Genomic DNA, 24,282 nt, shown 5'->3' with positions numbered 1-24,282 from the left:
CCGTGCTGCGAGGTCGCATCACGGCCGTGTCAGGGCTCAGGCCTCGAGGCGCTCGAAGGCCAGGCGCGTCTGTTCCCGGCCGGGGAGGCGCATGGTGGTGGCGTGCACCCCGAAGGCGGTGCGCACCTGCGCCGCGGTCAGCACCTGCTCCACCGGCCCGTGATCCACCAGCCGTCCGGAGGAGAGCACGGCGGCGTGGTCGCAGTAGGCCAGTGCCAGGTTGAGGTCATGCACGGCGACGATCGCCGTCCGTCCCAGCTCCCGGACGATGTGCAGCAGCTCCATCTGGAAGGCGATGTCGAGGTGATTGGTGGGTTCGTCCAGCAGCAGCGTTCCGGCTCCCTGGGCAAGCGCCCGGGCCAGCAGCACCCGCTGCTTCTCCCCGCCGGAGAGCTCCGCGAAGCCGCGGTCCGCCAGGTGCCCCGCGCGGGCGGTCTCCAGGCTGCGCACGACGACGTCCAGGTCGGCATCGGTGTCCGGGCTGAAGCCGGAATGGTGCACGGAGCGCGCCATCAGGACGATGTCCAGCACGGACTGGCCCATCCCGGCGCTGTCCACCACGGTCTGGGCCTCCTGCGCCATGACGGCGACCCGCCGGGCCACCTGCCGCCGCGGCAGCTGCCACAGGTCCTCGCCGTCGAGGCTCACGGCGCCGGCGTCGGGGCGGATGAGCCGGTAGGCGGTCTTCAGCAGGGTGGACTTCCCCGAGCCGTTGGGGCCCACCAGGGCGGTGACCTGGCCCGCCGGCGCGGTGAAGCCGACGTCGTCGACCAGCCTGCGACCGGCGCGCTCCACGGTGACGCCGTCGAAGCGGAGCCCCTCCCCCGGACCATGCTGCCGGGGGTTCACGCGTCCACCACCTGACGGCGGCGCAGCAGGCCGGCCAGACCCCCACGAGTGCGGCCGGGGCGCAGCAGCCACAGGAAGAACGGGGCCCCGACGGCGGCGGTGAAGATCCCGATGGGCACCTCCGTGGGCGCGGCGGCGGTGCGGGCCGCCAGATCCGCGGCCGCCAGGAACAGAGCGCCTCCGAGGACCGCGACCGGCAGCATCAACCGGTGGTCCGAGCCCACCAGCAGCCGGGCGGTGTGCGGGATGATCAGCCCGACGAAGCCGATGCCGCCGCAGACCGCCACCACCGAGGCGGTGAGCAGGGCGGCCAACGCCAGGGAACCGAGTCGCAGGGCATGGACGTTGACGCCCAGAGCTGTGGCGGTCTCATCCCCGGCCATCAGCGCGTTCAGACCCCGGGCGTTGAGCGCGGCGAAGACCAGCACTCCCACCAGCACGATCGTCGGCAGCACCAGCTGGCCGAAGGAGGCCGCCGAGAGGCTGCCCAGCAGGAAGAACATCACGGAGAAGACCTGGTGGGCGTCGCCGGTCAGGGTCAGGAAGCTGGTGACCGCACTGAGCAGCGAGCCCAGCGCCACCCCGGCGAGGATGAGCCGGGTTGGGACCACCACGCCGTCCTGCCGGGCGCAGAGGAACACGGCGCCGGTGGCCGCCAGAGCACCCACGAAGGCGGCCAGGGAGATCGACAGCCCGCCCAGAGCCGCCGAGCCGAAGGAGATGACGGCGACCGCACCCAGGCCCGCCCCGGAGGAGACTCCGAGCAGGTAGGGCTCGGCCAGCGGATTGCGCACCACCGCCTGCATGAGGGCACCTGCCAGCGCGAGGCCGGCGCCGCCGATCAGGGCCAGCAGGACTCGGGGGAGCCGGAAGTGCCAGACCGCCTGATCCTCCAAGCCGGTGTAGGTGCCGTCACTCATCCACGGCATGCCGGGGATCAGATGCCCGAGGATCAGGCGCCCGGCATCACTCATGCTCAGGCTGATGGGCCCGGTGGAGACCGAGAGCAGCACGATGGCGACGATGCCGCCCAGCAGCAGGGCCACGACCAGGCGCTGGAAGCGCAGCACCCAGCGGCGAGTGGCGGCCACCCGCCGGCCGGTGCTGCTGAGTGCGTGGTTCTCCACGTACTCCCCCGTGGCGGCCGCCGGGGCGACGGCGGAGGCGGCCTCGACGGAGGGAGCCTCGGCGGAGGGGGCGGGGCCGGCGTCGGCGGAGGGCACGGGGCCCCGGCGCAGATCGGCGGAGAGCATGGGAGGACGCTGGGTCACTCCGCCATAGTACGCTGTTGCGAATTATTCTCAACACTGCCGAGCCGGGCGCGGGCATCGAGCGAGACGCAGAACCTCAGTTCAGGAACGGGATGAGCACCGAGACCGTCAGCAGCACCAGGGCCCCGCCGATCCGCGAGCTCACCTGCAGGAAGGGCATGAGCTCGAGCCGGTTGGCCGCGGAGACGACGGCGACGTCCCCGGTGCCTCCCATGTCCGTCATGCCCATGCCGATCGCCACCGAGGTCTCGGCGAAGTACATCTTCACCAGCCAGCCGAGCGTGCCCGCTACGAGGATCGCGACGACGACGGCGAGCGCCACCAGCACCGGATAGCGCCAGTCGGAGAGCAGCGCGCCCAGCTCGTCGAACTCGAAGTAGGTGATGGAGATGCCCACCAGCAGCGCCGGGGTCAGCGTGGAGGAGACGAAGGCGAACCACGTGGAGACCGCATCCTCGAACGCCTCAGGCACCAGGCCGAAGATCTTGATCAGCGCCGCCAGCAGGATCGTCCAGGCATAGGCATGGATGCCCGGGACGAACTCGGCCACCAATGTGCCCAGCAGGAAGAGCGTGCAGGCCATGGTCAGGCCCACCAGGAGCACCGGGAAGGCCCCCATAGTCGCCTTCGGCTTGGTCGTGAACTGGTCCGTCCGGCCCTGCACGCGGACGATCTGCCCGTTGCCGTTGAAGCCGAGGAAGAACTGCTGGCCCTTATAGGTGATGCCGTTGAAGATGCCGGCGCAGAGGATGGTCAGCACGTTGGCGATGATCACCGCTGGGATCAGCTGTGCCACGTAGGAGCCGGCGTCGCCGCCCATCTGGTCCGCATAGATCCCGGACATCGGGACCACTCCGGCCCCGACGCCTCCGCCGATGATCGGCGCGGCGATGAACAGCACGGACTCCCGCAGGCCGAAGCCCAGGGCCGTGCCGACCAGCCCGATCACGGTGAACACCGCGATGATCGTACCCAGCAGCGGCACCGCGATGCGCGCACCGGCCTTGAGCAGCAGCGCCCGCGGCATCCCCAGGATCGAGCCGGCGATGAGGCTGGCGATGTAGAGATCGATGAACCCGATCTGACCGCCGTCGGTGAAGACCTCCATGGTCTCGGCGAAGGAGGTCGGGAACAGGCCCAGATGCAGCAGCACCGCCGGGGTCAGGATGCACAGCACCGTGGGCAGCCCGTAGTTGCGCAGCACCGGCACGCGGCCGCCGATCCAGTTCAGCAGCGCCCCGATGAGGATGACCACCGCGAAGCCGCCGAGCATCGTCGGCGGCAGCGCCCCCAGAGCGGCACAGGCGGCCACGACAGCGAAGAGCACGGCGAACCACCCGATGGGCAGCCCCATGATGCGAGTCCAGCTCTCCGGACGGGCGAACTCGGCGGCGAGCCGGTCCGCGGCGGTGCTCGCGGCCGCACCGGCGTCCCCACTCGCGGCGGTCTCGGCCGACTCGCGGCGCTGGTCGTCGGCACCTCCGACCTGAGCTTCATCGGAGGTCAGCGGTGTCGACTGCGGCGTCGACGGCCGTGTCGACTGCGGCGTCTGGTCCATGGATGTCTCCCCATCGTCATGCGCGCTCTCGCAGCCCGGCCCCACGGATGGATGGGCGTGCTCGCGCGCTCCTGTCATGCATCTCACACACTGTGACGGCCATGACACTAGTCTGCACTTTATAAAATATCAACACAGTGCGCGGAATCACCCTCAGAACGGGCATCCGGAGGCTCGATGCGCATCCAGGAGTCACTTTCCCCTGCACCTCATGGGCTGACGCGCGTCACCTGGAGGGAGATGTGCCGGAAAGTGACTCCTCAATGAGAGGACGTCACGTGAGGAGGAACAGGAGGGACCCACGGGAGAGCGCCACGGGAAGGAGCCCATGACACCGGCCGCCCCCGACCCCGGCGCTCAGTCCGCGTCGAGGTTCTTCAGGGCGGCCGCGCGGCCGTGATCGATGTGCAGGCGCATCGTCTCCGCGGCGTCGTCGAGCCGTCCCTCCGCCATCGCCTCCACGATGCGGTGATGCTCCTGGGAGGACTGGCTCACCCGGGACTGGGAGCCGTAGAGCCCCAACGAGGGGTAGGGCATGCCGGCCCAGAGCTGATCGATGAACCCCAGCAGCAGGGAGTCTCCGCTGAGCCGGTAGATGGCCAGGTGCAGATCCTCGTTGTTCTCCACCACCTCCAGCGGGGTGGTGGCCTCGTCGCAGGCGAGGACGAGCTCCCGCAGCCGGTCGATGTCGGCAGGCGTCGCCCGCTCTCCGGCCAGACGGACGGCCATCGGCTCCAGGACGCCGCGCAGCCGGTACACCTGCTCGATGCGTGCCGGCGTCAGTTCGGCGATGGAGGTCCCTCGGTGGGGGTCGTGGACCACGAACCCCTCGGACTCGAGCCGGCTCAGCGCTTCCCGCACCGGCGTCAGGCTCATCCCCAGATGCTCGGAGAGCCGCTTGAGGGTGACCCTCTCCCCAGGCTCCAGGTCGCCGACCCGGATGCTCTTGCGCAACGAGGCATAGGCCGCGGCCGCCTTGCTGACCGGTCGCACCGAGCCTGATCCGACTCCCAGGCCGGACCCGGAGCCGGGCGACCGCGTCTCCGACGACGCCACAGCTCACCTCACCCGGTCGACAGCAGAATGCGCATCACGCCGCAGCCGGCAGCCTCCCGGAGGGACCCGTGGTGCGGCGTGATCCGCCTGCCAGTCTACGGGCTCGCAGCCCCCGGCTCAGCGCGTCACTGATAGACGTGCGGGGCCAGGATGCCCACGCAGTCCAGGTTGCGATACTTCTCTGCGAAGTCCAGGCCGTAGCCGACGACGAACTTGTTGGGAATGTCCATGCCCACGTACTTGACGTCGATGTCCACCTTCACGGCCTCCGGCTTGCGCAGCAGGGTGCAGATCTCCACCGAGGCCGGCCCGCGGGACTCCAGGTTGGACTTCAGCCAGGACAGGGTGAGTCCGGAGTCGATGATGTCCTCGGCGATGAGCACATGACGTCCCATCAGGTCGGCATCGAGGTCCTTGAGGATGCGGACGACACCGGAGGACTTGGTGCCGGACCCGTAGGAGGACACCGCCATCCAGTCCATGGTGACGTGGCTGGTCAGGGCGCGCGACAGGTCGGCCATGACCATGCACGCCCCCTTCAGCACACCCACGAGCAAGATGTCCTTGCCCTCGTAGTCCCGATCGATCTGCGCGGCGAGCTCCTTGACGCGCGCGTCGATCTCTTCCTTGGTGTAGAGGACCTCGGTCAGGTCTGCAGTGACGTCCTGGGCGTCCATGAGTGCTGATGCGCTCCTCAGTCTGGGCAGGTGCCGGGCGATGCGCCCGGACGGCAGTAAGCTTCTCCGGCGCAGTGCCGGGCCCTCAGGACTCCGGCGCGGCGGCACCCCGAGGAACGAGGACCAGTTTTCCATAGTCGGGCGAATCATGCGTGCCCCGGTGGGCCGCGACGTGCCCCTCCAGCTGGATGGGCCCCGCCGACCCCTGCCGGGCCAGCAGCGACTCCACCGCCCTCAGCCTCTCGAAGGACGGCGCCGCCCCGCCGGCGGCCACCACGGCCAGCGCGATCACTCGCCGCCGCAGCGCCGCAGGGGCTTCCGCCAGCCGGTCCAGCGGCAGGCGCAGCCGGCCCACGTCGTCGGGGTCCTCCATCAGCTGGGAGAAGAGATCCTGGGCCTGGGCGTCCAGCAGGTCGGCGTCCTCGGCCGCGATCTGCGCCGTGCGTGCCAGGGCCTGGCGCACCCCGGGCGTCAGCCGTTCCTCCAGCAGCGGGAGGATCTCGGTGCGCACCCGGGAGCGCAGCAGCTGGGGGTCGCTGTTCGCGGGGTCCTGCCACGGGGTCAGCGAGGCCCACCGGCAGATCTCCTCGGTGTCCTCCCGGCCGAGCCCCAGCAACGGACGCCGAAAGGGGCCGCGCACCGCGGGCATGCCAGCCAACGAGCGGGTGCCCGAGCCGCGAGCCAGCCCCAGCAGCACCTGCTCGGCCTGGTCGTCACGGGTGTGCGCCAGCAACACCCGTGACGCGCCGGTCTGGGCCATCGACCGGGAGAAGGCCTCGTAGCGGGCCCGCCGGGCGGCGGCCTCCGGGCCCTGCGGAGAGTCCGGGTCGACGTCGACGGTCAGGCTCAGCACGGGCTCCAGGCCCAGCCCGCGCAGCTGGTCCACTGCGGCGGCGGTGACCGCCGCGCTGTCCGGGTGCAGCCGGTGGTCCACGACGACGGCGCCCACGGTCGCGTCCCCGCGACGGTGGGGGTGCGCCGCGGCCACGGCGAGCGCCAACGAGTCGGCCCCGCCGGAGCAGGCGACCAGGTTCGGCCGGTCGGGGTCCAGCATCTCTGCGACGGCGCGGCGGGCCGCACCGACCACCGGGGGCAGCGCGGCCATCTCAGCCCTCGGAGTCGGCGTCGAATCCCATGCGGGTGATCCAACGGTCGGGGTCGTGCAGCTCCTCCTCCGTGGGCAGGTGCTCGGCGCTGGTCCAGATCTGATTGAACCGGGCCATGCCGACAGCCTCCACCACGTGGCCGACGAAGCGCTGCCCGTCGGTGTACTGGCGGGCCTTCACGTCCAGCTGCAGCAGCCGACGCACCCAGCGCTCCAGGACGCTGCGGTGCTTGCCGCGCTCCTGGAACCGCCGACGGATGGTCTTCACCGAGGGCACGATGGAGGAGTCGACGGCGTCCATGACGTGGTTGGCGTGGCCTTCGAGCAGGCTCATCACGGCGGTGATCTGCGAGTACGCCTCGCGGGCCTCCTCGCTGCCGATGAGTTCGATGAGTCGGTTGCGCTGCGGTCCGGGGCCCTCGTCGTCGGAGTCCCCGTCAGCACCCGCACCGTCGTGTCCCGCACCGTCATCCTGCGTCCCGGCCGCGGCACGGCCGCGCCGCAGCTCCTCCTTCAGGTGGCGCAGCGCCTCGGCCAGCCGCTCGCCCATCGAGTCCGCCGCCCCCAGGGTGGAGCTGGAGAGCGTCCCGATCAGCCCGAGCAGATGCTCCGGCAGCCAGGGCGCGGCGGCGAACTGCACCCGGTGGGTCTGCTCGTGCAGGCACACCCACAGGCGGAAGTCCTCGGGCTCCAGGTTCAGCTCCTGCCGGATCATCACCACATTGGGGGCCACCAGCATGAGCCGGCCGCCGTCGGGGGCGAAGGGGTCGAACTGGCCCAGCACATTGGCGGAGAGGAAGCCCAGCACTGCCCCCAGCTCAGAGCCGGCCACACCGGAGCCGAGGACCTGGCTGGTGCTGCCGGGACGCAGCATCTCCGGCTTCGCCGCCACCGCCTCCTCCAGAGCGGGCGTGAGCAGTCGCCGGAACGAGGCGGCGTTGGCCTTGGCCCAGGTGGCGCGGTCCACGATGAACGTGTCCGAGTTGCCCGCTTCGGAGCCGGCGCCCAGGCCGGCCGCCGCCTCCAGCTCGGTGATCCGGTGGACGTGCTCCACGCTCTCCCATGCCGCTCGGCGCAGCGCGGCCACCTCGGCTGCCGCCTCACGGGCGCCCAGCCGCGGCCCAGGGGGCACCAGCCGTGCGGCGGACCGTTCGGCGACGTCCCAAGCGATGAGCAGGTCGGCGGGAGAGGACTCAGCGGCAGTGTGCTCCATGGATCCATCACACCACAGGTGGCTGGGCGTCGGCGGTGCCGCAGCTGCTCCCCCGCGCACGACGACGGCGCGCCGCCTGGGGCAGGCGACGCGCCGTCGTCGTGTGGACCGCCTCGGGAGGGCGGCGGATCAGCTCCGCTGAGCCGGGGTCAGTGCGCCGGGGTCACTTGCCGTAGCGCTCGATGGACCGCTGCAGCTCCGCCTCGGCGGCCTCGCGGCCCTCCCAGCCCTCGATCTTGACCCACTTGCCGGGCTCGAGGTCCTTGTAGCGGGTGAAGAAGTGCTCGATCTCCTCCTTGAGGAACTCGCCGAGGTCCTCCAGCTCCTGGATGTGGTCGAAGCGCTTGTCGTCGGGGACGCAGACCAGCTTGGCGTCGCCGCCGCCGTCGTCGGTCATGTTCAGCACCCCGATCGGGCGGGCCTCCACGACCACGCCGGGGATCAGGTCGACGCCGGGGATGTAGACCAGGGCGTCCAGCGGGTCGCCGTCCTCACCGAGGGTGTCGTCGAAGTAGCCGTAGTGGGTCGGGTACTGCATCGGAGTGAACAGCACGCGGTCGAGGCGGAGACGGTGGGTCTCGTGGTCGATCTCGTACTTCACCCGGGAGCCGGCGGGGATCTCGATGGTCACATCGCGGGTCAGCGACACAGGGGGCCTCCTTGGGAAAGACGTGGATTGCTCGAAGCCAGCGTACACAGATCACCGGGGCGGGGTGCGCGCACGACGACGCCGGCACCTGCAGCCCTCGCGCCGCCCGGCCGAAACGCACCCTCTCACCAGGATGGGGTCAGGAACTGATGATCAGGGAGACGGCGAGCACCACAGCCAGGATCACGCCGCCGAGCAGGATCGTCTTCGGGTCGGCGAACATGGGGCGTCCGCCATTGCCTCCCATGTCCGGCAGGCGGCGGTCTCTGTTTCGGTCGTCCATCACACGAGACTCCACTTTCCCCTCGACGTCGCTCAGGTCTCCTATGACCCTATCCCGTGAGACGCTCGGCTCACTCGGCGTGGACGGTCTCGAAGCTCTCTCCGCCGTCGGTGCTGTGCAGCACGGCCCCCTCGACGGCCACCCACAGCTCATCCGCGTCCACGCCATAGACCGCCTCCGGGTAGCCCTCCGGCAGCTCCGCGGACCCTGGAACCTCGTCCCAGGTGGCGCCGTCGTCGTCGCTGCGGTGCAGCCCCGCGACCGGGTCCAGGGCATAGAGGGTGCCGTCGGCGGCCCAGTCGGCGATCAGCAGCAGCGGAGCATCCTCCAGGGCCGTGACGCTCTGCCCGCCGTCGGTGCTGAGCATCGGCCCATCCGGGGTCGTGACCAGCAGGGTGTCCGGGTCGCGGGGGTCCACGGCGACGCCGGCCATCGCGGGAACGTCCGGGGACTCCCAAGTCTCGCCGCCGTCGTCGCTGACCATCAGCTGGCCGCCGCTGGTGGAGTCCACCCCGTAGACGCGCTCCCCCACGGCGTCGAGCCCATGGAAGTCCGCCTCCCCGCCGAGGGAGACCTCCTCCCAGGTGGCGCCGCCGTCGGTGGATTCGATGAGCCCCAGATTCGACGGCGCGTCCTGCCCCTGGCCCGGATGGCCGGAGGCCAGCAGCCGATCCTCGTCCACCACGGTGAAGCCCATAAAGTCCTGGACCTCGGAGACCCGCTCCGGGGCGGCGTCACCCATCCGGAAAAGGCCATAGTGGGTGGCGATCAGCAGCGCACCGTCTGACGGGTCGACCCCCAGGCCGTGGATGTGCTCCATCCGGGCCTCTGACGCCTCGTCGGCATCGGCCTCGTGCCCGGCCATGTCGCCGCCGGGAGCGGCGCCCTCGGGAGCGTCGTCTTCGGGTGCGTCATCGCCGCCACCCAGCACCGAGATCAGCGCGACGGCGAGGATCAGAGCGATCAGGATCCCCGCTCCAGCCCATCGCAGGGCGCGGGCGGAAGATCGTGCGGGCTGAGGCTGTGCGGGCATGGGTCCTCATTCGATGGGGTGCGACGACAACGGCATGGAATTTCTACGCAGTGTAGTAGATGTGATGCGCGCTACGCTGGAGTGGTGACACCCTCGGACCTGCCGACACTGCTGAGCACGCGACTGCGACTGCGCGCCGTGACGGAGGACGACGCCGCATTCGTCCAGGACCTGTACGCCCACCCGGAGGTGACCGAGTTCATCGGCACCACCGACTGGGTGGAGACCACCCAGGAGCAGGCCCTGGCCCGCATCCACCGGTACCGGGCCGCAGCCGGACGAGCGGCAGGGATCTGGCTGGTCGAGACGGTGGAAGGCCGACGGCCGCTCGGGTTCGCCCTGCTCAAGCCCATCCCCTGGTCCGTCCGCCTGGCCGACACCCGCGCCCAGGCAGGCCTCGCCCAGGACACCGAGATCGGCTGGCACCTGCACCCCGACGCCTGGGGCCACGGCTACGCCACCGAGGCGGCGCGCGCCCTGCTGGCCCACGCCCGGCGCCACGGGCTCACGGAGGTGGTCGCGGTGACCCATCCGCGAAATCTGGCCTCACAGCGGGTCGCCGCACGGATCGGGATGGTCCACCAGGGCACCACCGACCGCTACTACGACACCACCTGCGAGCTGTTCACGCTCACGCTCTGAGTCCTCACGCGCGGCGCCGTATGTGCCGCCGAATGGGTCCCAGACATCCACAACTCGGCTCGATCGACTCGAGTTTCCACAACGTCCGACCAACTCGGCCAGGGCGGAGAGCCCGGAGCCCCGTCCGGAGCCCCGCCTGAAGCCTCGGCCGCATCACCCACTAGGTATCACGAGTCCGGCATCACGAGTCAGGCATCACGAGTCAGGCATCACGAGTCCGGCATCACCAGCTCCGCGCCCAGCTGCCGAGCCAGCGTCTTCCCAGCGCCGCGGACCCGCGGCAGCAGGACCCGACGCGGCACGCCGGACTCCGGGAACGCCCCGTTGATGCGCAGCTCAGCGCCCACCCGCTGGATGTCCACCCGGCCGATCATCCTCCCGCCGGAGAGCACGCCCATCACATAGTGCCCGTACACCCGCTTCGCCCGCGGGACATAGGCCTCGAAGAGGTAGTCGAAGCCGAACACCCGGCGCGCCCGGCCACGGTCACGCAGCAGCGGGTCGAAGGGGCCTATGAGCCGCGCCTCCCGCGGTACGCCCCACTGCTGACGGGCCCCGCCCACGCCGTCGCCGACGTCGACGGCGGTGTGCGCGGCATGCGCGGCCGGTCCAGGCAGCACGCCCTGGGCCGTGGGGTCGGGCAGCTCACCGTCGAGAAGCTCCGGCAGGCAGTACGCCTCGTGCCGGGCATCCCACCCCTCGACCTCCAGGGGTACGAGCCCAGCGAGCGCGATGCCGGCCGCAGCGTCCTCGGCGGTGAGGTGGTAGTGGTGGGCGAAGTCCGCCCGGGTCATCACCGCCAGGTTGGCTGCGGTACGGCGGGCCAGAGCGGCACGCAGCTCGTCATCGGGCAGCTCCGCGGCCTCCCGCACCTGGGCGGGCAGAGCCCGCTCGGGGAGGTCGAACAGCCGGGTGGTGCCGTCCCGGGCGGTGATCACCAGCTCCCCGGTGCGGACCATCAGCTCGGCGACGACCTTGACCTGCGTCCAGTTCCAACCGGTGGTCCGCTCACCGTCGCCCACCTGCGACTCGATGGCGCCGATCTGCACGCCGCGCCCCGCCTCGGAGACGACCTGGCGGATCTGCTCCACCATCGCGACCGGCATCTCCCGACGATGCCCGGCGGCCTGACGCTCTCTCCGCAGCCGCAGCAACGGCCAGTCCTCGATCGGAAAGACGCAGGCCACCTTGGTGAAGGACTCGAAGGCAGCCACACGTCCCTGTGGCCACAGGGAGTCGTCGACGTCGTCGGCCCGGTGCGTGCGGGGCAGACGGGTCAGGCAGGTGAGCCGCTGGGCGGTGGAGACCCGCATCAGTGGGTCGAGTTGGATCAGGCCGATGTCCCGCAGCACGTCGGCGGCATCGGTGGCGAAGCCGCTGTCCCGCAGGCCGGCGTCGGCGCCGTCGGCAGGAGGGATCCGCTGCGCGGCCACGACGGCGCGACGCACCCAGTCCTGGGTGACGCTCACCGGGCGGCCCGACGTCGTGGGCCCCCTCGAGGGCCGCAGAGAGGGGGACGTCCGGACGGAAGAGCCAGTGGAAGTCTGCACATCCTCATCCTGCCGCATCCCTCTGCCACAGATCGTCTCCCGGTGAGAGATCGTCGCCCAATCCGGGGACGATCTCTCACCGAGAGACGATCGCCGGGGCGGTCCGGGTAGTCCAGGCGGTCGGGGGCGCCGGGTGTCTCGGTCGGACGTCAGCCGTCGAAGAACGCCCGCAGCCGGTCCGACCCCTGGACCTGGACCTTCCAGTCCGGGCGCACCAGATCGGCGGCCGGCAGCCGGTAGTCGTCATGCCACTGCGCCTGCTCCGCGTGGGCGTCCGGCACGCGGCTGCGTCCCACCACCTGGTAGCCGAGCCCGAGCGACACCCGCCGCGAGCGCTCGTTCCACTCATAGGCCCCGGAGGCCGCGTACTCGGCCCCGAAGTGGTCGAACGCCCAGAGCAGCATGCCGGCGCGCATCTCCCGGCCGTAGCCGTTCCCCTGCGCATCGGCGCGCAGCCAGCTGCCGGACGTGACGGTCCGCAGCACCGGCCAGTGCTCAGCGCCGCAGTCCTGCATGCCGATCAGCCGCTCCCCGTCACGCACGACGCCGGCGGCACCGTCAGCGGCAGGGGCGCCGTCAGCGCCGTCGTCAGCGGCGGCCTCGGGCTTGAGGAACACGCCCAGCATCAGCAGCCAGGACGTCGGCCCGATCTTCTCCCGACTGGACCACAGCCAGGGCAGCGACGCACGCACCAGCCCCTCGGGCGACTTCTCGTTCCAGGCATGCGCGAAGGGATTCCGTTCAGTCCGCGTCACACCGGAGGTCGCGGCGGCCACGTAGTCCGGGAAGTCGGTCTCCCGGATCACGCGCAGGGCGAGCCGCGGGGTGTCGATGCGGAGCCCGAACGGGGGCCAGATCTCCTCCAGGGACTGGGCGGAGTCATCGGAGCGGATGCTGAAGCGAGACATCCCCCCATCCTGCCTCACCGCTCAGCCTCACCGTCCAGCATCACCGCTCAGAGAGCCGGAACCTCAGTCGATAGGGGTCCAGCAGGGACGGCATCTCCTTCTCCCGCCCCAGGCTGTGCGAGAGCAGGTCCACTTCGCGGCTCTCCAGCACCCGGGCCAGCAGGCTGGAGGTCACCAGCAGCACCAGCTGCCGCCCCGGACAGATGCCCGTCCCCAGGCTGAACGGCATCAGCGGCCAGGCCTCCCCGTCGGCGTCCCGCTGCGGGTCTCCCTGCGCGTCCCGACGCAGCCCCTCCTCCCAGACCTCCGGGGCGAAGCGGTGGGCGAAGTCCAGATTCCGCTCGTCACGGTGGAAGTAGGGCGCGAAGATCAGCACCGAGACGCCGGCGGGCATGATCCCGTGCTCGAACTCCACCTCCATGGTGGTCTCGCGCAGGATCAGCGGGGTGGTGGGCCACAGGCGCAGAGCCTCCAGCACCGTGGCGCGGAGCAGCTCCAGTCGGGCCACTCCCCCGCCGGATTCGTCCTCGGCCTGCAGGCGCGCGCTGCGCAGCCGCGCCGGATGCGAGGCCAGCAGCGCCAGCGCCCGGAACGTGGCCATGCCGGCGGGGTCGAAGGCGAAGAGCCACTGCGGCACCTGGTGCTCCGGTCGGCCGCCGTCGGCATCCAGGGCCCCGTCCGCGTCCTGCTCCTGGGCCTGCGCCATGACGGCGGCCAGGCTGCCGGGCTCGGCACGGTCCAACGCGTCGCGGATCCGGTCCAGGAAGTCTTCCCGAGCCTCGTCGTCCACCGGGCGCAGGAAGGCGAGGTTCCCGCGCTCACGCAGCTCGTCCAGCAGCGTGGTCAGTTCCTCGTCGTCGCGGGCGAAGTCACCGAGCACCAGCCGCCGCACGATCCGGAACCACGCGCTGCTGAACCGCTCCCAGTCGAGGGCGCCGCCGTCGTCGTCGGCCTCGGCGAGCATCTGGTCGGCCTCTTGGTGGACCACAGGAAGGAAGGACTCCGCCATCCGATGCACCGGATGCTCCGGTTCGAGGACCGCTTCGTTGAGCCGACGCCGCACCGCCCGGTCCCCGCCGTGGGAGATCAGTGAGACCCCCGGCTGGAAGTGCTGCAAGGCATGGCGCTTGAGGGTCTCCGCGGCGGCGAGCGGCTCCGGGGTGCGGTCCAGGATCCGGTGCACATGCTCCGGGTCCAGCACCAGCGCCAGCGGCCGGCCGGGCAGCGGCACCAGCAGAGGTCCTCGGCCGTACTTCTCCGCCAGCGCCTGCACCCGGCGCACCGCACGGCCCTCCAGGTCGAGCCGTTCGACGGCGGCCACGACGCCGGGCCGTCGCGTGATCGGCCCCTTCGCCGCCATGGGGGTGAGCACCTCGGCGAGGATCTGCAGCGTCTCGGCCGGCGTCGCGCGCGGCAGCGGGTTCTGCACCGAGCTGGGGGGTCGGCGGGGTCCCGATGGTTCGAGGCCCCGGGGTATGAGCCTCGGACGACCGCTTCTCGGGGACAGGGGGATGCTGGGTCATGTCAGGCACCTCTCACAGGGGTGTCTCGGGGTCGGTCTCCGGCATGCGGCGCCGCGCTCCAGGCGTTCGGCGCCTCCTCGCCCCGGCGGGGCCGGGGCGGCGTCCCTCCTCCTCAGCCAGGGTAGATCGAGTCAGCGCCTCAGGACAGGCCCTGCGGCCTGAGGTCACCGTGACGGGGGTCTCACGCGAGTAGCATGTCAGGCATCACTGGCATCGTGTCCCGGGGGGCTCAGTGTGGAGCCTGCCCGAGAGAGAGTAGGGAGATCATGGACGGGCCCAATGCACTCATCCTGGCCGTCATCGGTGTGACGATGATGCTGGCCGGGTACTTCCTGTACTCCAGGTTCCTGGCCAAGAAGGTCTACAAGCTCAATGCGGAGTTCAAGACGCCGTCGCATGAGTTCCGCGACGGCGTGGACTTCCTCCCCACCAACAGGTATGTCCTGTGGGGCCACCACTTCACCTCCGTGGCCGGAGCGGCACCCATCGTGGGTCCGGCGGTCGCGGTGATCTGGGGCTGGCTGCCCGCCTTCCTGTGGGTGACCATCGGCACCGTGTTCATCGCCGGCATGCACGACTTCGGCGCCCTGTGGGCCTCGGCCCGCAACAAGGGCCGCTCCATGGGGGCGCTGTCCGGCACCTACATCGGCAACCGGGGGCGCAACCTGTTCCTGGTGGTCATCTTCCTGCTGCTGCTGATGGTCATCGCCGCGTTCGCCGTGGTGATCTCCGGCCTGCTGGTCTCCCAGCCCACGGCAGTGATCCCCACCTGGGGCGCGCTCATCGTCGCCCTGCTGGTGGGGCAGGCGATCTACCGGCTGCGCTGGAACCTCGTGGCGATCAGCTCGGTGGGCGTCGTCGCGCTCTACGGGCTGATCCTCGTCGGGGACCGCTACCCGGTGGAGCTGCCCGAACAGTTCATGGGCCTGGCCCCGGAGGGCCAGTGGATCGTGCTGCTGTTCGTCTACGCGGCCATCGCCTCGCTGCTGCCCGTGTGGGTGCTGCTGCAGCCGCGGGACTTCATCAACGGCATCCAGCTGTTCATCGGCCTGGGCATCATCTACGGCGCCGTGCTGCTGGCCACCCCCACGGTGGTCGCCCCGGCCTACAACCAGCATGTCCCTGAGGGGACGCCGGGCATCGTGCCGCTGCTGTTCGTCACCATCGCCTGCGGGGCGATCTCCGGGTTCCATGGGATCGTCTCCTCCGGCACCAGCGCCAAGCAGCTGGACCGCGAGACCGACGCCCGGTTCGTGGGCTACTTCGGCGCGGTCGGCGAGGGTCTGCTGGCCCTGGGGGCGATCATCGCCACCACGGCGGGCTTCCAGACCATCGCTCAGTGGGAGGAGGTCTACGAGTCCTTCGGCGCCGGCGGCGTTCCCGCCTTCGTGGAGGGTGGGGCCTCCATCATCAACTCCGGACTGGGCCTGCCGGCCGGTCTGTCCGCCACCATCCTGGCCACGATGACGGTGCTCTTCGCCGCCACCACCTTGGACACCGGGGTGCGCCTGAAGCGATTCGTGGTGCAGGAGATCGGGCAGATCGCCGGAGTGCGGATCGGCACGGGCCCGGCGACGGCGATCGTCATCGTCATCTGCGCGGCGCTGACGTTCTCCCAGGGCGCGGACGGCGCGGGCGGCCTGACCATCTGGCCGCTGTTCGGCACCACCAACCAGCTGCTCGCCGGCCTGACGCTGACCATCCTGACCGTGATCCTGATCCGGAAGGGCCGCCCGTTCCTGCCGGTGCTGGTCCCGGCGGTCTTCGTGCTGGCCATGACGATCTACGCGGCGCTGGTGCAGCTGTTCGACCTCTTCGCCGACGGCGAGTGGCTGCTGTTCACCCTGGACGTGGTGATCATCGTGGCGGCCCTGTGGGTGCTGGTCGAGGCCGTCATCGCCATGGGGCAGGCACGCCGCGGGGAGAGGGAGCCGGAGGACGACGTCGCTCTCTCCCCCGAGCAGCGGCTGCCGCTGGACCGGTGACGCTCCTGGCGGGGCTGCGGGCCCGGCTGCGCGGGGTCGAAGCGGGGCTGCGGGAGTTCTACGTGGCCCCGTACCGGCGCACGTTCGCGCGCGCCCAGCGCGACGAGGAGGACCTGTTCATGATGCTGGTCCTCTCCGAGGCGCTGGGCGTGCCCAACCCTGCCTCCGGCACCACGTTGGAGCTGCTGCCGGAGATGCTGGACCGGATGCACCAGTGGCATCTGCGGATGGGAATGGACCGCTCCCCGTTCGAGGAGCAGCTGGCCTGCTGCTGATCGGACCGCGGCTCGCCCTGCACCCCTGACCGCACAGCCCTGACCGCACAGCCCTGACCACTGGAAGGACGCCTCGGATGTTGCTCGACCTCGCCCGGGATCGCCGCGTGCTGTTCATCGGCGGCAAGGGCGGGGTCGGGAAGACGGCGGTGGCCTCCGCGACGGCGCTGCACAGGGCCCAGCACAGCGCCCCGCAGGGTGCAGCGCGACAGGGCACCCAGCAGGGCGCCCGTGTCCTGGTGGTCTCCACGGACCCGGCGCATAATCTCGGGCACCTGTGGGAGCGGGAGGTCGGCGATGAGGTCGTCACGCTCTGGGAGGACCGCGGCGCCCCTCCGGGAGTCCGTCCGGCTCGCCTGGACGGCGTGGAGATCGACCCGGAGGCCACCACGGCCGCGCATCTGGCCGACGTGGGAGAGACGCTGCGGAGCATGATGCCGGCGCATCTGCACGGAGAGGTGGACAAGCATCTGCGGCTCGCCGCCCGCTCTCCGGGCACCCATGAGGCCGCCATCCTGGAGCGGATCGCGGCCCTGCTGCAGGATCACGGCGAGGACCACGACCTCATCGTCTTCGACACCGCGCCCTCCGGCCACACCGCCCGGCTGATGGCTCTGCCGGAGATCATGACCGCCTGGACCGAGGGGCTGCTGGATCGGCGCACCAGGGCTGAGCGGTTCGGCGCCGCGGTGCGCGCCCTGGACGGCGACGACGCCCCGGACGGGTCCTCGCCGGCGGCGCGCGACCGCCGGATCCGTCAGGTGCTCACCCGCCGTCGGAACCGCTTCGAGGCGATGCGGCAGGTCCTGTCCGACGCCTCCCGGTGCAGCTTCGTGATCGTGCTGACCGCCGAGCGGCTGCCGGTGCTGGAGTCCGTGGAGCTGCACGCCCAGCTGACCGAGACCGGGGTCGACGTCGGGGGCTTCGTGGTGAATCGGCTCGCGCCCCGTGACGCCGGCGACTTCCTGGCCGCACGTCGGGACCAGGAGCAGCGGCACCTCGACGAGCTGGGACGTCGGGTGCCCGGCGCCGTCGTCGACACCCTGCCGCTGCTGCGCGGCGACCTGGTCGGCGTCGCGGCCCTGGAGCGCCTCGGCGAGCACCTGCGCTGACGCCCCACGGCACCCCCGTTCCACCTCGCCCGCCCCACCACATCGGCTCCGGTGCCGTGGGCGGAATACGGGCACTCACGCGAGGTTCAGCGACAAGATCTCCGAGCTCGACGCAGCAGGGAGGATCAGTCCTCCAGGATGCTGGTGAGCACGTCCACCAGGCCGTCCTCGTCCACATGGCCGGTGACCTCGTCCGCGACGGCCTTGACCTCCTCGGGGGCCTGGCCCATCGCCACCCCGCGGGCGGCCCAGGCGAGCATCTCGATGTCATTGCGGCCGTCCCCGCAGGCCACCGTGGCCTCCAGAGGTGCGTCGAGCTTGCCGCGCAGCCATTCCAGCGAAGAGGCCTTGGTGACGCCGGCGGCGGCGATGTCCAACCAGGCGGACCAGCCCACCGAATAGGTCACACCCTGCAGCCCGATCCCCTCCACCGCGGCGGCGAACTCGTCGGCGGTGGAGTCGTCGGAGTTGACCACCAGGCGCACCGCCTCGGCCCGGCGCATCTGCCGCAGGCTGGTGCCCTGGGCCTGCAGGCCGAAGGACATGTCCTGGAACCGCTCGGTGGACAGGAACGTGCCCTCCGAGGTCTCGATGGCGTACTTCGCATTGGGCAGCCGCTCCTGCAGAGCGTCCAGGGCGGGTGCGGGGTCGAAGATCCGGCGGTCGATGACCTCGTAGCCCTCGGACTGTTCCAGATCGATCCTGACCGTCACGCCCCCGTTGCTGCACACCGCATAGCCGTGCGTGACGCCGAGCATCTCGACGATCGGCAGCGTGGCCGGCAGCGACCTCCCGGTGGACACCACCACGGTGTGGCCGTCGGCGACGACGGCGCGTCCCGCCTGCCGAACGGCCTCGGACATGTGACCATCATGATTGACCAATGTGCCGTCGACGTCGAGGCAGACCATCGCCCGGCCCTGCTGGTGGACGAACGTCCCACCCAGGCCCGCCGCGGGGATGGAGAAGTCGGTGGTGTCATCGGTTCGGATGCTTGAGTTCATATCGCTGCCTGTAATGTCTCGAGTGTGGTCCGTCTCCTGGTGTGGCATGGTTCAGCTCACAGGGGAATGGTCCATTATGCCGGATCGTGCCAGGACAGGCAGAATGACGGATGAACGGAAGAGGGACGTCGCACGACGTTCCGCCGCGGATGGCCGGGCCAGCACCGGCTGGGGACCACGGGAGGACACATGGACGAGTCGCTGAGCAGCGTGACGATCACCGGCGGCGGGTACGCCGCGGAGATCGGCCTGCGGGGTGGGCAGCTGCTGAGCCTGCGCCACGAGCAGGACGAGATCGTGGTGCCGGCAGCGCAGGCTGAGGGCTCCTTCGCCGGAGCGGTGCTGGCTCCGTGGCCGAACCGGGTCTCGGGTGCCACCTACGTCCATGACGAGACCCTCTACGAGCTGCCCGTCACCGAGGAGGAGACCGGCGCGGCGCTGCACGGCCTCCTGCTGGACGCCCCCTTCGAGGTGGTCAAGCAGGAGGAGTCCGGCGTCGAGCTGCGCACCGTCCTGGAGGCCAGCGAAGGCTACCCGTTCACGCTGGAGTTCGTGCTGTTCTACCGTGTGTCCTCCGACGTCGGCCTCGCCGCCACCCTGATGGCCCGCCAGCCGGTGGCCCCGGGTGGGGACGACGACGCCGACTCCTTCGAGGCCGCGAACGCCGCGCCCGCGCTCTACGGAGCCGGCTTCCACCCCTATCTGCGGGCAGGATCCGCCCCGCTGGACGAGTGCCGGCTGAAGCTGCCCGCCCACACGGTGGTCTCCCTGGACCCCGCGGGCAAGGTCGCCTCCCGGGAGACCGTCTCAGGTGACCTGGACCTCACCGGCGGACCGCTGCTGGTGGGCCGCTCCATCGACCACGCCTACACGGGCTTCCCGGAGGAGGGATGGACCGCGGAGCTGGTGCACGGGCCCACGGGCTTCGTGGTCCGGATGATCGCTGACACCCCCTGGGCGCAGATCTACACCGGGGAGCGGATGGACCGGGCCGGCGTCGCCGTGGAGCCCATGACCTGCCCGCCGGATGCGTTCAACTCCGGCGAGGACGTCGTGTATCTGGCGCCGGGCCAGTGGCACCGGGTGGGCTACAGCATCGAGGTCATGCACCGCGACTGAGCCGCCGGACCCCGACGACGGAGCCCCTGCCGCTCGGCGCACCAGTCCACTCCAGGGCGCGGCTGGCCCTCAGGTGGCCTGGGGCACCCAGCGGAGCGGCTCGTCCACCACGGCGCGCAGCGCACGCAGCGCCCCGCCGGTGGTGGCCGGTGAGAGGCGGATGGAGGTCTCCCGCACCCGGAACCGGCTCCATCGGGCGGCGAGCACGCGCTGGCGCAGCTCCTGCTCGATGCGCGGCCGCAGCAGGTCAGCCAGCGGCCCGAACTCTCCGCCGAGGACGATGTCGTCCACGTCCAGCAGGTTCACGGCCCCGGAGAGCGCGACGCCGAGCGCCCAGCCGGCACGGTCGATGGCCTGGCGGGCCCGTTCGCCGGGCTCGTCCTCCCATTCGGTGAGCGCCACGAGCGTCTCGGCGTCGGCATCGGGCTCCAGGCCCGCCGCCTCCAGCAGCGCGCGCTTGCCGGCAAACACCTCCAGACAGCCGGAGGATCCGCAGCCGCACTGCGGGCCGCCGGGCTCGACGGCGACGTGGCCGATCTCCCCGGCCCAGCCGCGGGGGCCGGCGTCGACGATCCCGTCGATGACCACGGCAGCGCCGATGCCCATCTGAGCGGAGACGTAGAAGAAGGTCTGCTCCTCCTGCTCGCGGGCGCTGAACTCCTGAGCCACGGCCAGCGCGGCGAGCTTGGCCTCGTTGGCGATCACGAAGAAGTCTCCGAACTCGGCGAGCCGGGGGCTGCCCTCAGGCAGCTGGGACAGCCGCTCCGGGCCGCCCAGGGACCGGCACATCAGGCGGGGTACGTCGACGTCGCGCCACCCGAGGTTCGGCGCCAGCATCAGGTGGTCCTCCTCGGCGGTCACCAGGCCGGGCAGCGCCATGACGGTGCCCACCACACGGGCACCGGCCTCGGCGGCCTGCCGGGCCACACGCAGCGCCATCTCGCCGATCTGCGGGATGACCTCCTGAGGGTCGGAGGCGGAGAAGTCGCCTTCGATGAGCTCCTCCGCCAACGCGGTGCCGGTGAGGTCCAGGACGCGGGCGGCCATGAAGTCCACGTTGATCTCCACGCCCAGGCCGGCGAGGGTGCCGCGCGCCGGGTGCAGCGGGACGGCGGGGCGCCCGCGGGTGCCCCCGACGATCGGCGAGCCCTCGCGCACGATGCCCGCGGCGAGCAGGTCGTCCACCAGGCGGGAGACCGTGGAGCGGGTCATGCCGGTGCGGATGGACAGGTCGGCGCGCGACGGCGGCTCCGCGGCGGAGAAGATCTCCTCGGTGATGAGCAGCAGGTTGGACTCGCGCAGGGTCTCCTGGCGAGCTCCGGGGCGCTGCGCACGGTGATGAGGGGGTCTCTCGCGACGGCCGGAGCCGGCGTCGAGATCCTCCTGAGGAGCGCCGTTGCCGGTGAGGCCGCGGCTGATGCCGCGCCGTCCCAGGCGGGCGACAGGGCCAGGGCCGAAGCCGCCCAGGCGGCCGGTGGGGCCCGCGCCCGAGACGTGGCCAGGCCCTGGGGGCGGGGTGGGGCTGCGTGTCGGATCCGTCACGGACTTGATCTTAGCCTCCATAGGATTTATGTTTTATCTAGATACAAAATGAGTGCCGGGTCACAAGTCTGCACCCACCCTACGTGCTCACCCACTCCCTTTCCCTCAGGAGGACCTCATGACCACCCCTCAGGACCACAAATTCTCCTTCGGCCTCTGGACCGTGGGCTGGACCGCCCAGGACCAGTTCGGCTCCGCCTCCCGCCCGGCCTTCGAGCCGTGGGAGTACCTGCCGAAGCTCAAGGAGGCCGGCGCCTCCGGCGTCACCTTCCATGACGACGACGTCGCCCCCTTCGGCACCGACGAGGCCGAGCGGGAGAAGTGGTTCACCCGCTTCAAGGACGTCGCCGACGAGGTGGGCCTGAAGGTCGAGATGGTCACCACCAACACCTTCGGCCACCCGGTGTTCAAGGACGGCGGCCTGACCTCCAACGACCGCTCCATCCGCCGCTTCGGCCTGCGCAAGCTGCTGCGCAACGTGGACCGGGCCGCCGAGTTCGGCGCCGAGACCTTCGTCATGTGGGGCGGCCGCGAGGGCTCCGAGTATGACAACGCCAAGGACCTCCACGCCGCGCACGCGCGCTACGCCGAGGGCATCGACACCATCGCCGGCTACATCAAGGAGAAGGGCTACGACCTGCGCATCGCGCTGGAGCCCAAGCCCAACGAGCCCCGCGGCGACATCTTCCTTCCCACCATCGGCCACGCCCTGGGCCTGATCGCCCAGCTGGACAACGGAGACATCGTCGGCCTGAACCCGGAGACCGGCCACGAGCAGATGGCCGGGCTGAACTTCACCCACGGCATCGCCCAGGCGCTGTGGGCCGGCAAGCTGTTCCACATCGACCTCAACGGCCAGCGCTCCATCAAGTACGACCAGGACCTGGTCTTCGGCCACGGCGACCTCATCAGCGCCTTCTTCACCGTGGACCTGCTGGTCAACGGCTTCCCCAACGGCGGGCCACGCTACGACGGCTGGCTGCACTTCGACTACAAGCCTTCCCGCACCGACTACGTGGACGGCATCTGGGACTCCGCGAAGGCCAACGTCGAGATGGTCACCCTGCTCGCCGAGAAGGCGAAGGCCTACCGCGAGGACCCGGAGGTCCAGGAGGCCTTCCGGACCGCCGGCGTCTTCGAGCTGGGCGAGTCCACCCTGGCCGAGGGCGAGACCGTGGCCGACCTGCTGGCCGACCGGTCCACCTATGAGGACTTCGACCCGGAGGCCGCCGCGCAGCGGAACTTCGGCTTCGTGAAGCTCAACCAGCTGGCGCTGCGTCACCTCATCGACTGACGCACCGCCCGCGTCACCCGCCTCCCGGCGGCGAGCATGAGTCCGGAGGATCCGCCCGGCGTCGCGCAGCAGCCCGACGCCAGGTGGGTCCTCCGGACTCATCTGTCCGGTGACCTGACTCACCAGCCTCACTACACTGGCCCCGACGCCATTCCGCCCCCATCACCTGACGAAGGAGACCCCGGTGCCCACTCTCGTGGCCGGAATCGATTCCTCGACCCAGTCCTGCAAGGTCATCATCCGCGACGCCGAGACCGGCGCCGAAGTCCGCAGCGGCTCCGCCAAGCACCCGGAGGGCACCGAAGTGGCCCCCTCCGCCTGGTGGGAGGCGCTGCTGGAGGCGCTCGAGCAGGCCGGCGGGCTCGCCGACGTCGCCGCCGCCGCGGTGGGCGGCCAGCAGCACGGCCTGGTGGCCCTCGACGCCGACGGGCAGGTCATCCGAGACGCGCTGCTGTGGAACGACACCCGCAGCGCCGATGCCGCAGCGACCCTGATCGAGGAGCTCGGCGGAGGGACCGACGGCGCCGCCGCCTGGACGGCGGCCACCGGCTCGGTGCCTGTGGCGTCGCTGACGGTGACCAAGCTGCGCTGGCTGGCCGACGCGGAGCCCGAGAACGCCCGGCGCGTGGCCGCCGTCGCCCTCCCCCACGACTGGCTGACCTGGCGGCTCTCCGGCTCCTCCGACATCCGCGACCTGACCACCGACCGCTCCGACGCCTCCGGCACCGGGTACTACGACCCGGCGGCCGGCCAGTACCGCTATGACCTGCTGGCCCGCGCCCTGCGGATCTCCGAGGATCAGGCCCGCAGCATCGTGCTGCCGCGGGTGGTGACGGCGAATGAGCAGGCCGCCACGGGCGACGCCTCCCGGGGATGGGGCCACCTGGTGCTCGGCCCGGGCGCCGGGGACAACGCCGCCGCCGCCCTGGGACTGGGCATGCGGCCCGGGGACGTGGCGATCAGCATCGGCACCTCCGGGGTGGTCTCCGCGATCTCGCCGGGGCCCATCCAGGACCCCACCGGGATGGTCACCGGCTTCGCCGACGCCACCGGCCAGTTCCTGCCCTTGGCGGTCACCCTCAACGGCTCCCGCGTGCTGGACGGCGCGGCCCGGATGCTGGGCGTGGACCACGCCGGGCTGGCCGAGCTGGCGCTGGCCGCGGAGCCGGGCGCGAACGGCCTCACCCTGGTCCCCTACCTGGAGGGTGAGCGGACCCCGAACCTGCCCCGGGCCACCGGCTCGTTCATCGGGCTGTCCCTGGCCTCGATGAACCCCCAGAACGTGGCCCGCGCCGCCGTGGAGGGCCTGCTGTGCGGGCTGGCGGACGGACTGGAGGCCATGACGGCCCTGGGCGTCCCGGTGGAGTCGGTGAAGCTGATCGGCGGGGCTGCCCGTTCGGCGGCCGTGCAGCAGATCGCTCCGGCGGTGCTGGGCCGGCAGGTGCAGGTACCCGAGCCCGGCGAGTATGTGGCCGACGGCGCGGCCCGCCAGGCCGCCTGGGTGCTCTCCGGGGCCCAGGAGCCGCCGTCGTGGACCACCTCGGCGGTCCACACCTTCACCGCGGAGCCGACCCCCCAGGTGCGCGAGGCCTACGCCTCGCGGCAGGGGCTCATCGCCCAGCGGGACTGAAGCC

At 71.1% G+C, this 24,282-nt stretch carries 22 protein-coding genes; 7 read left to right on the top strand and 15 right to left on the bottom strand.

Annotation, left to right across the window (positions count from 1 at the left end):
- Positions 1 to 36: 36 nt before the first annotated feature.
- From SD455_RS02870 to SD455_RS02825, 10 genes are all read right to left on the bottom strand, one after another.
- Positions 37 to 849, bottom strand: a complete 813-nt coding sequence (locus tag SD455_RS02870) for an ABC transporter ATP-binding protein (RefSeq protein ID WP_070158895.1) — start codon at positions 847 to 849, stop codon at positions 37 to 39.
- Positions 846 to 2,120, bottom strand: a complete 1,275-nt coding sequence (locus SD455_RS02865) for a FecCD family ABC transporter permease (RefSeq protein ID WP_445507184.1) — start codon at positions 2,118 to 2,120, stop codon at positions 846 to 848. Before SD455_RS02865 ends, SD455_RS02870 begins: the two co-directional genes overlap by 4 nt.
- Before the next feature lie 76 nt (positions 2,121 to 2,196).
- Positions 2,197 to 3,678: a 2-hydroxycarboxylate transporter family protein gene (locus SD455_RS02860; RefSeq protein WP_445507183.1), complete on the bottom strand. Its 1,482-nt coding sequence runs from the start codon at positions 3,676 to 3,678 to the stop codon at positions 2,197 to 2,199.
- 357 nt (positions 3,679 to 4,035) lie between these two features.
- Positions 4,036 to 4,671: a GntR family transcriptional regulator gene (locus SD455_RS02855; protein ID WP_170922670.1), complete on the bottom strand. Its 636-nt coding sequence runs from the start codon at positions 4,669 to 4,671 to the stop codon at positions 4,036 to 4,038.
- Positions 4,672 to 4,859: 188 nt separating this feature from the next.
- Positions 4,860 to 5,411 carry a hypoxanthine phosphoribosyltransferase gene (gene hpt, locus SD455_RS02850; RefSeq protein WP_070159109.1) on the bottom strand — a complete coding sequence of 184 codons (552 nt, stop codon included), beginning with the start codon at positions 5,409 to 5,411 and terminating at the stop codon, positions 4,860 to 4,862.
- An 85-nt stretch (positions 5,412 to 5,496) separates the two neighbouring features.
- Positions 5,497 to 6,516 (bottom strand): tRNA lysidine(34) synthetase TilS, encoded by a 1,020-nt coding sequence (tilS, locus tag SD455_RS02845; protein WP_445507182.1) that lies wholly within the window; start codon positions 6,514 to 6,516, stop codon positions 5,497 to 5,499.
- Between the two features lies 1 nt (position 6,517).
- Positions 6,518 to 7,729 (bottom strand): zinc-dependent metalloprotease, encoded by a 1,212-nt coding sequence (locus SD455_RS02840; RefSeq protein WP_445507181.1) that lies wholly within the window; start codon positions 7,727 to 7,729, stop codon positions 6,518 to 6,520.
- Between the two features lie 163 nt (positions 7,730 to 7,892).
- A complete protein-coding gene (ppa, locus tag SD455_RS02835; protein WP_070162589.1) occupies positions 7,893 to 8,372 on the bottom strand; it encodes an inorganic diphosphatase in 480 nt (159 codons plus the stop codon).
- A gap of 145 nt (positions 8,373 to 8,517) precedes the next feature.
- The gene (locus tag SD455_RS02830) at positions 8,518 to 8,661 is read right to left on the bottom strand and encodes a hypothetical protein (RefSeq protein WP_170922671.1); all 144 of its coding nucleotides are present in this window, start codon (positions 8,659 to 8,661) and stop codon (positions 8,518 to 8,520) included.
- Positions 8,662 to 8,731: 70 nt separating this feature from the next.
- Positions 8,732 to 9,694, bottom strand: a complete 963-nt coding sequence (locus SD455_RS02825) for a F510_1955 family glycosylhydrolase (RefSeq protein WP_445507180.1) — start codon at positions 9,692 to 9,694, stop codon at positions 8,732 to 8,734.
- An 84-nt stretch (positions 9,695 to 9,778) separates the two neighbouring features.
- On the opposite strand from SD455_RS02825, the gene SD455_RS02820 reads away from it, so the two are divergent.
- Complete coding sequence (locus SD455_RS02820) at positions 9,779 to 10,336, top strand: GNAT family N-acetyltransferase (RefSeq protein WP_445507179.1); 558 nt, start codon at positions 9,779 to 9,781, stop codon at positions 10,334 to 10,336.
- Between the two features lie 209 nt (positions 10,337 to 10,545).
- Here SD455_RS02820 and SD455_RS02815 read toward each other — a convergent pair whose 3' ends face one another.
- The 3 genes from SD455_RS02815 to SD455_RS02805 form a co-directional block, all read right to left on the bottom strand.
- Positions 10,546 to 11,805 (bottom strand): DNA glycosylase AlkZ-like family protein, encoded by a 1,260-nt coding sequence (locus SD455_RS02815; RefSeq protein ID WP_445507178.1) that lies wholly within the window; start codon positions 11,803 to 11,805, stop codon positions 10,546 to 10,548.
- Between the two features lie 230 nt (positions 11,806 to 12,035).
- Positions 12,036 to 12,794, bottom strand: a complete 759-nt coding sequence (locus SD455_RS02810; RefSeq protein WP_445507177.1) for a GNAT family N-acetyltransferase — start codon at positions 12,792 to 12,794, stop codon at positions 12,036 to 12,038.
- A 40-nt stretch (positions 12,795 to 12,834) separates the two neighbouring features.
- Positions 12,835 to 14,223, bottom strand: a complete 1,389-nt coding sequence (locus SD455_RS02805) for a cytochrome P450 (protein WP_445507176.1) — start codon at positions 14,221 to 14,223, stop codon at positions 12,835 to 12,837.
- Between the two features lie 360 nt (positions 14,224 to 14,583).
- On the opposite strand from SD455_RS02805, the gene SD455_RS02800 reads away from it, so the two are divergent.
- The 3 genes from SD455_RS02800 (at position 14,584) to SD455_RS02790 (ending at position 17,689) form a co-directional block, all read left to right on the top strand.
- Entirely contained in the window at positions 14,584 to 16,302 is a 1,719-nt protein-coding gene (locus tag SD455_RS02800) for a carbon starvation CstA family protein (protein WP_445507175.1), read from the top strand.
- Positions 16,299 to 16,577: a cory-CC-star protein gene (locus SD455_RS02795; protein WP_237090110.1), complete on the top strand. Its 279-nt coding sequence runs from the start codon at positions 16,299 to 16,301 to the stop codon at positions 16,575 to 16,577. Before SD455_RS02800 ends, SD455_RS02795 begins: the two co-directional genes overlap by 4 nt.
- Positions 16,578 to 16,654: 77 nt before the next feature.
- Positions 16,655 to 17,689 carry an ArsA family ATPase gene (locus SD455_RS02790; protein WP_311025493.1) on the top strand — a complete coding sequence of 345 codons (1,035 nt, stop codon included), beginning with the start codon at positions 16,655 to 16,657 and terminating at the stop codon, positions 17,687 to 17,689.
- 125 nt (positions 17,690 to 17,814) lie between these two features.
- Here SD455_RS02790 and SD455_RS02785 read toward each other — a convergent pair whose 3' ends face one another.
- Entirely contained in the window at positions 17,815 to 18,693 is an 879-nt protein-coding gene (locus SD455_RS02785) for an HAD family hydrolase (protein WP_083277802.1), read from the bottom strand.
- A gap of 189 nt (positions 18,694 to 18,882) precedes the next feature.
- Here SD455_RS02785 and SD455_RS02780 point away from each other — a divergent pair, with 189 nt between their 5' ends.
- The gene (locus SD455_RS02780; RefSeq protein WP_445507174.1) at positions 18,883 to 19,812 is read left to right on the top strand and encodes an aldose epimerase family protein; all 930 of its coding nucleotides are present in this window, start codon (positions 18,883 to 18,885) and stop codon (positions 19,810 to 19,812) included.
- Between the two features lie 69 nt (positions 19,813 to 19,881).
- Here the strand turns inward: SD455_RS02780 and SD455_RS02775 are convergent, their stop codons facing one another.
- Positions 19,882 to 21,354 carry an ROK family transcriptional regulator gene (locus SD455_RS02775; RefSeq protein WP_445507173.1) on the bottom strand — a complete coding sequence of 491 codons (1,473 nt, stop codon included), beginning with the start codon at positions 21,352 to 21,354 and terminating at the stop codon, positions 19,882 to 19,884.
- A 118-nt stretch (positions 21,355 to 21,472) separates the two neighbouring features.
- Here SD455_RS02775 and xylA point away from each other — a divergent pair, with 118 nt between their 5' ends.
- Positions 21,473 to 22,648 (top strand): xylose isomerase, encoded by a 1,176-nt coding sequence (gene xylA / locus SD455_RS02770; RefSeq protein ID WP_445507172.1) that lies wholly within the window; start codon positions 21,473 to 21,475, stop codon positions 22,646 to 22,648.
- Between the two features lie 184 nt (positions 22,649 to 22,832).
- A complete protein-coding gene (gene xylB, locus SD455_RS02765; protein WP_445507171.1) occupies positions 22,833 to 24,278 on the top strand; it encodes a xylulokinase in 1,446 nt (481 codons plus the stop codon).
- Positions 24,279 to 24,282 lie beyond the last annotated feature (4 nt).

It is taken from the genome of Nesterenkonia sp. K-15-9-6, from assembly GCF_052656005.1.
This window is presented reverse-complemented; position numbering and strand designations above follow the sequence as displayed.

Excerpts from the sequence above, each read along its gene's own strand:
- SD455_RS02860 (WP_445507183.1), bottom strand. The coding sequence starts at position 3,678 with ATGGACCAGACGCCGCAGTCGACACGGCCGTCGACGCCGCAGTCGACA.
- hpt (WP_070159109.1), bottom strand. The coding sequence starts at position 5,411 with ATGGACGCCCAGGACGTCACTGCAGACCTGACCGAGGTCCTCTACACC.
- tilS (WP_445507182.1), bottom strand. The coding sequence starts at position 6,516 with ATGGCCGCGCTGCCCCCGGTGGTCGGTGCGGCCCGCCGCGCCGTCGCA.
- SD455_RS02840 (WP_445507181.1), bottom strand. The coding sequence starts at position 7,729 with ATGGAGCACACTGCCGCTGAGTCCTCTCCCGCCGACCTGCTCATCGCT.
- SD455_RS02830 (WP_170922671.1), bottom strand. The coding sequence starts at position 8,661 with ATGGACGACCGAAACAGAGACCGCCGCCTGCCGGACATGGGAGGCAAT.
- SD455_RS02825 (WP_445507180.1), bottom strand. The coding sequence starts at position 9,694 with ATGCCCGCACAGCCTCAGCCCGCACGATCTTCCGCCCGCGCCCTGCGA.
- SD455_RS02810 (WP_445507177.1), bottom strand. The coding sequence starts at position 12,794 with ATGTCTCGCTTCAGCATCCGCTCCGATGACTCCGCCCAGTCCCTGGAG.
- SD455_RS02800 (WP_445507175.1), top strand. The coding sequence starts at position 14,584 with ATGGACGGGCCCAATGCACTCATCCTGGCCGTCATCGGTGTGACGATG.
- SD455_RS02790 (WP_311025493.1), top strand. The coding sequence starts at position 16,655 with ATGTTGCTCGACCTCGCCCGGGATCGCCGCGTGCTGTTCATCGGCGGC.
- SD455_RS02785 (WP_083277802.1), bottom strand. The coding sequence starts at position 18,693 with ATGAACTCAAGCATCCGAACCGATGACACCACCGACTTCTCCATCCCC.
- SD455_RS02780 (WP_445507174.1), top strand. The coding sequence starts at position 18,883 with ATGGACGAGTCGCTGAGCAGCGTGACGATCACCGGCGGCGGGTACGCC.
- xylA (WP_445507172.1), top strand. The coding sequence starts at position 21,473 with ATGACCACCCCTCAGGACCACAAATTCTCCTTCGGCCTCTGGACCGTG.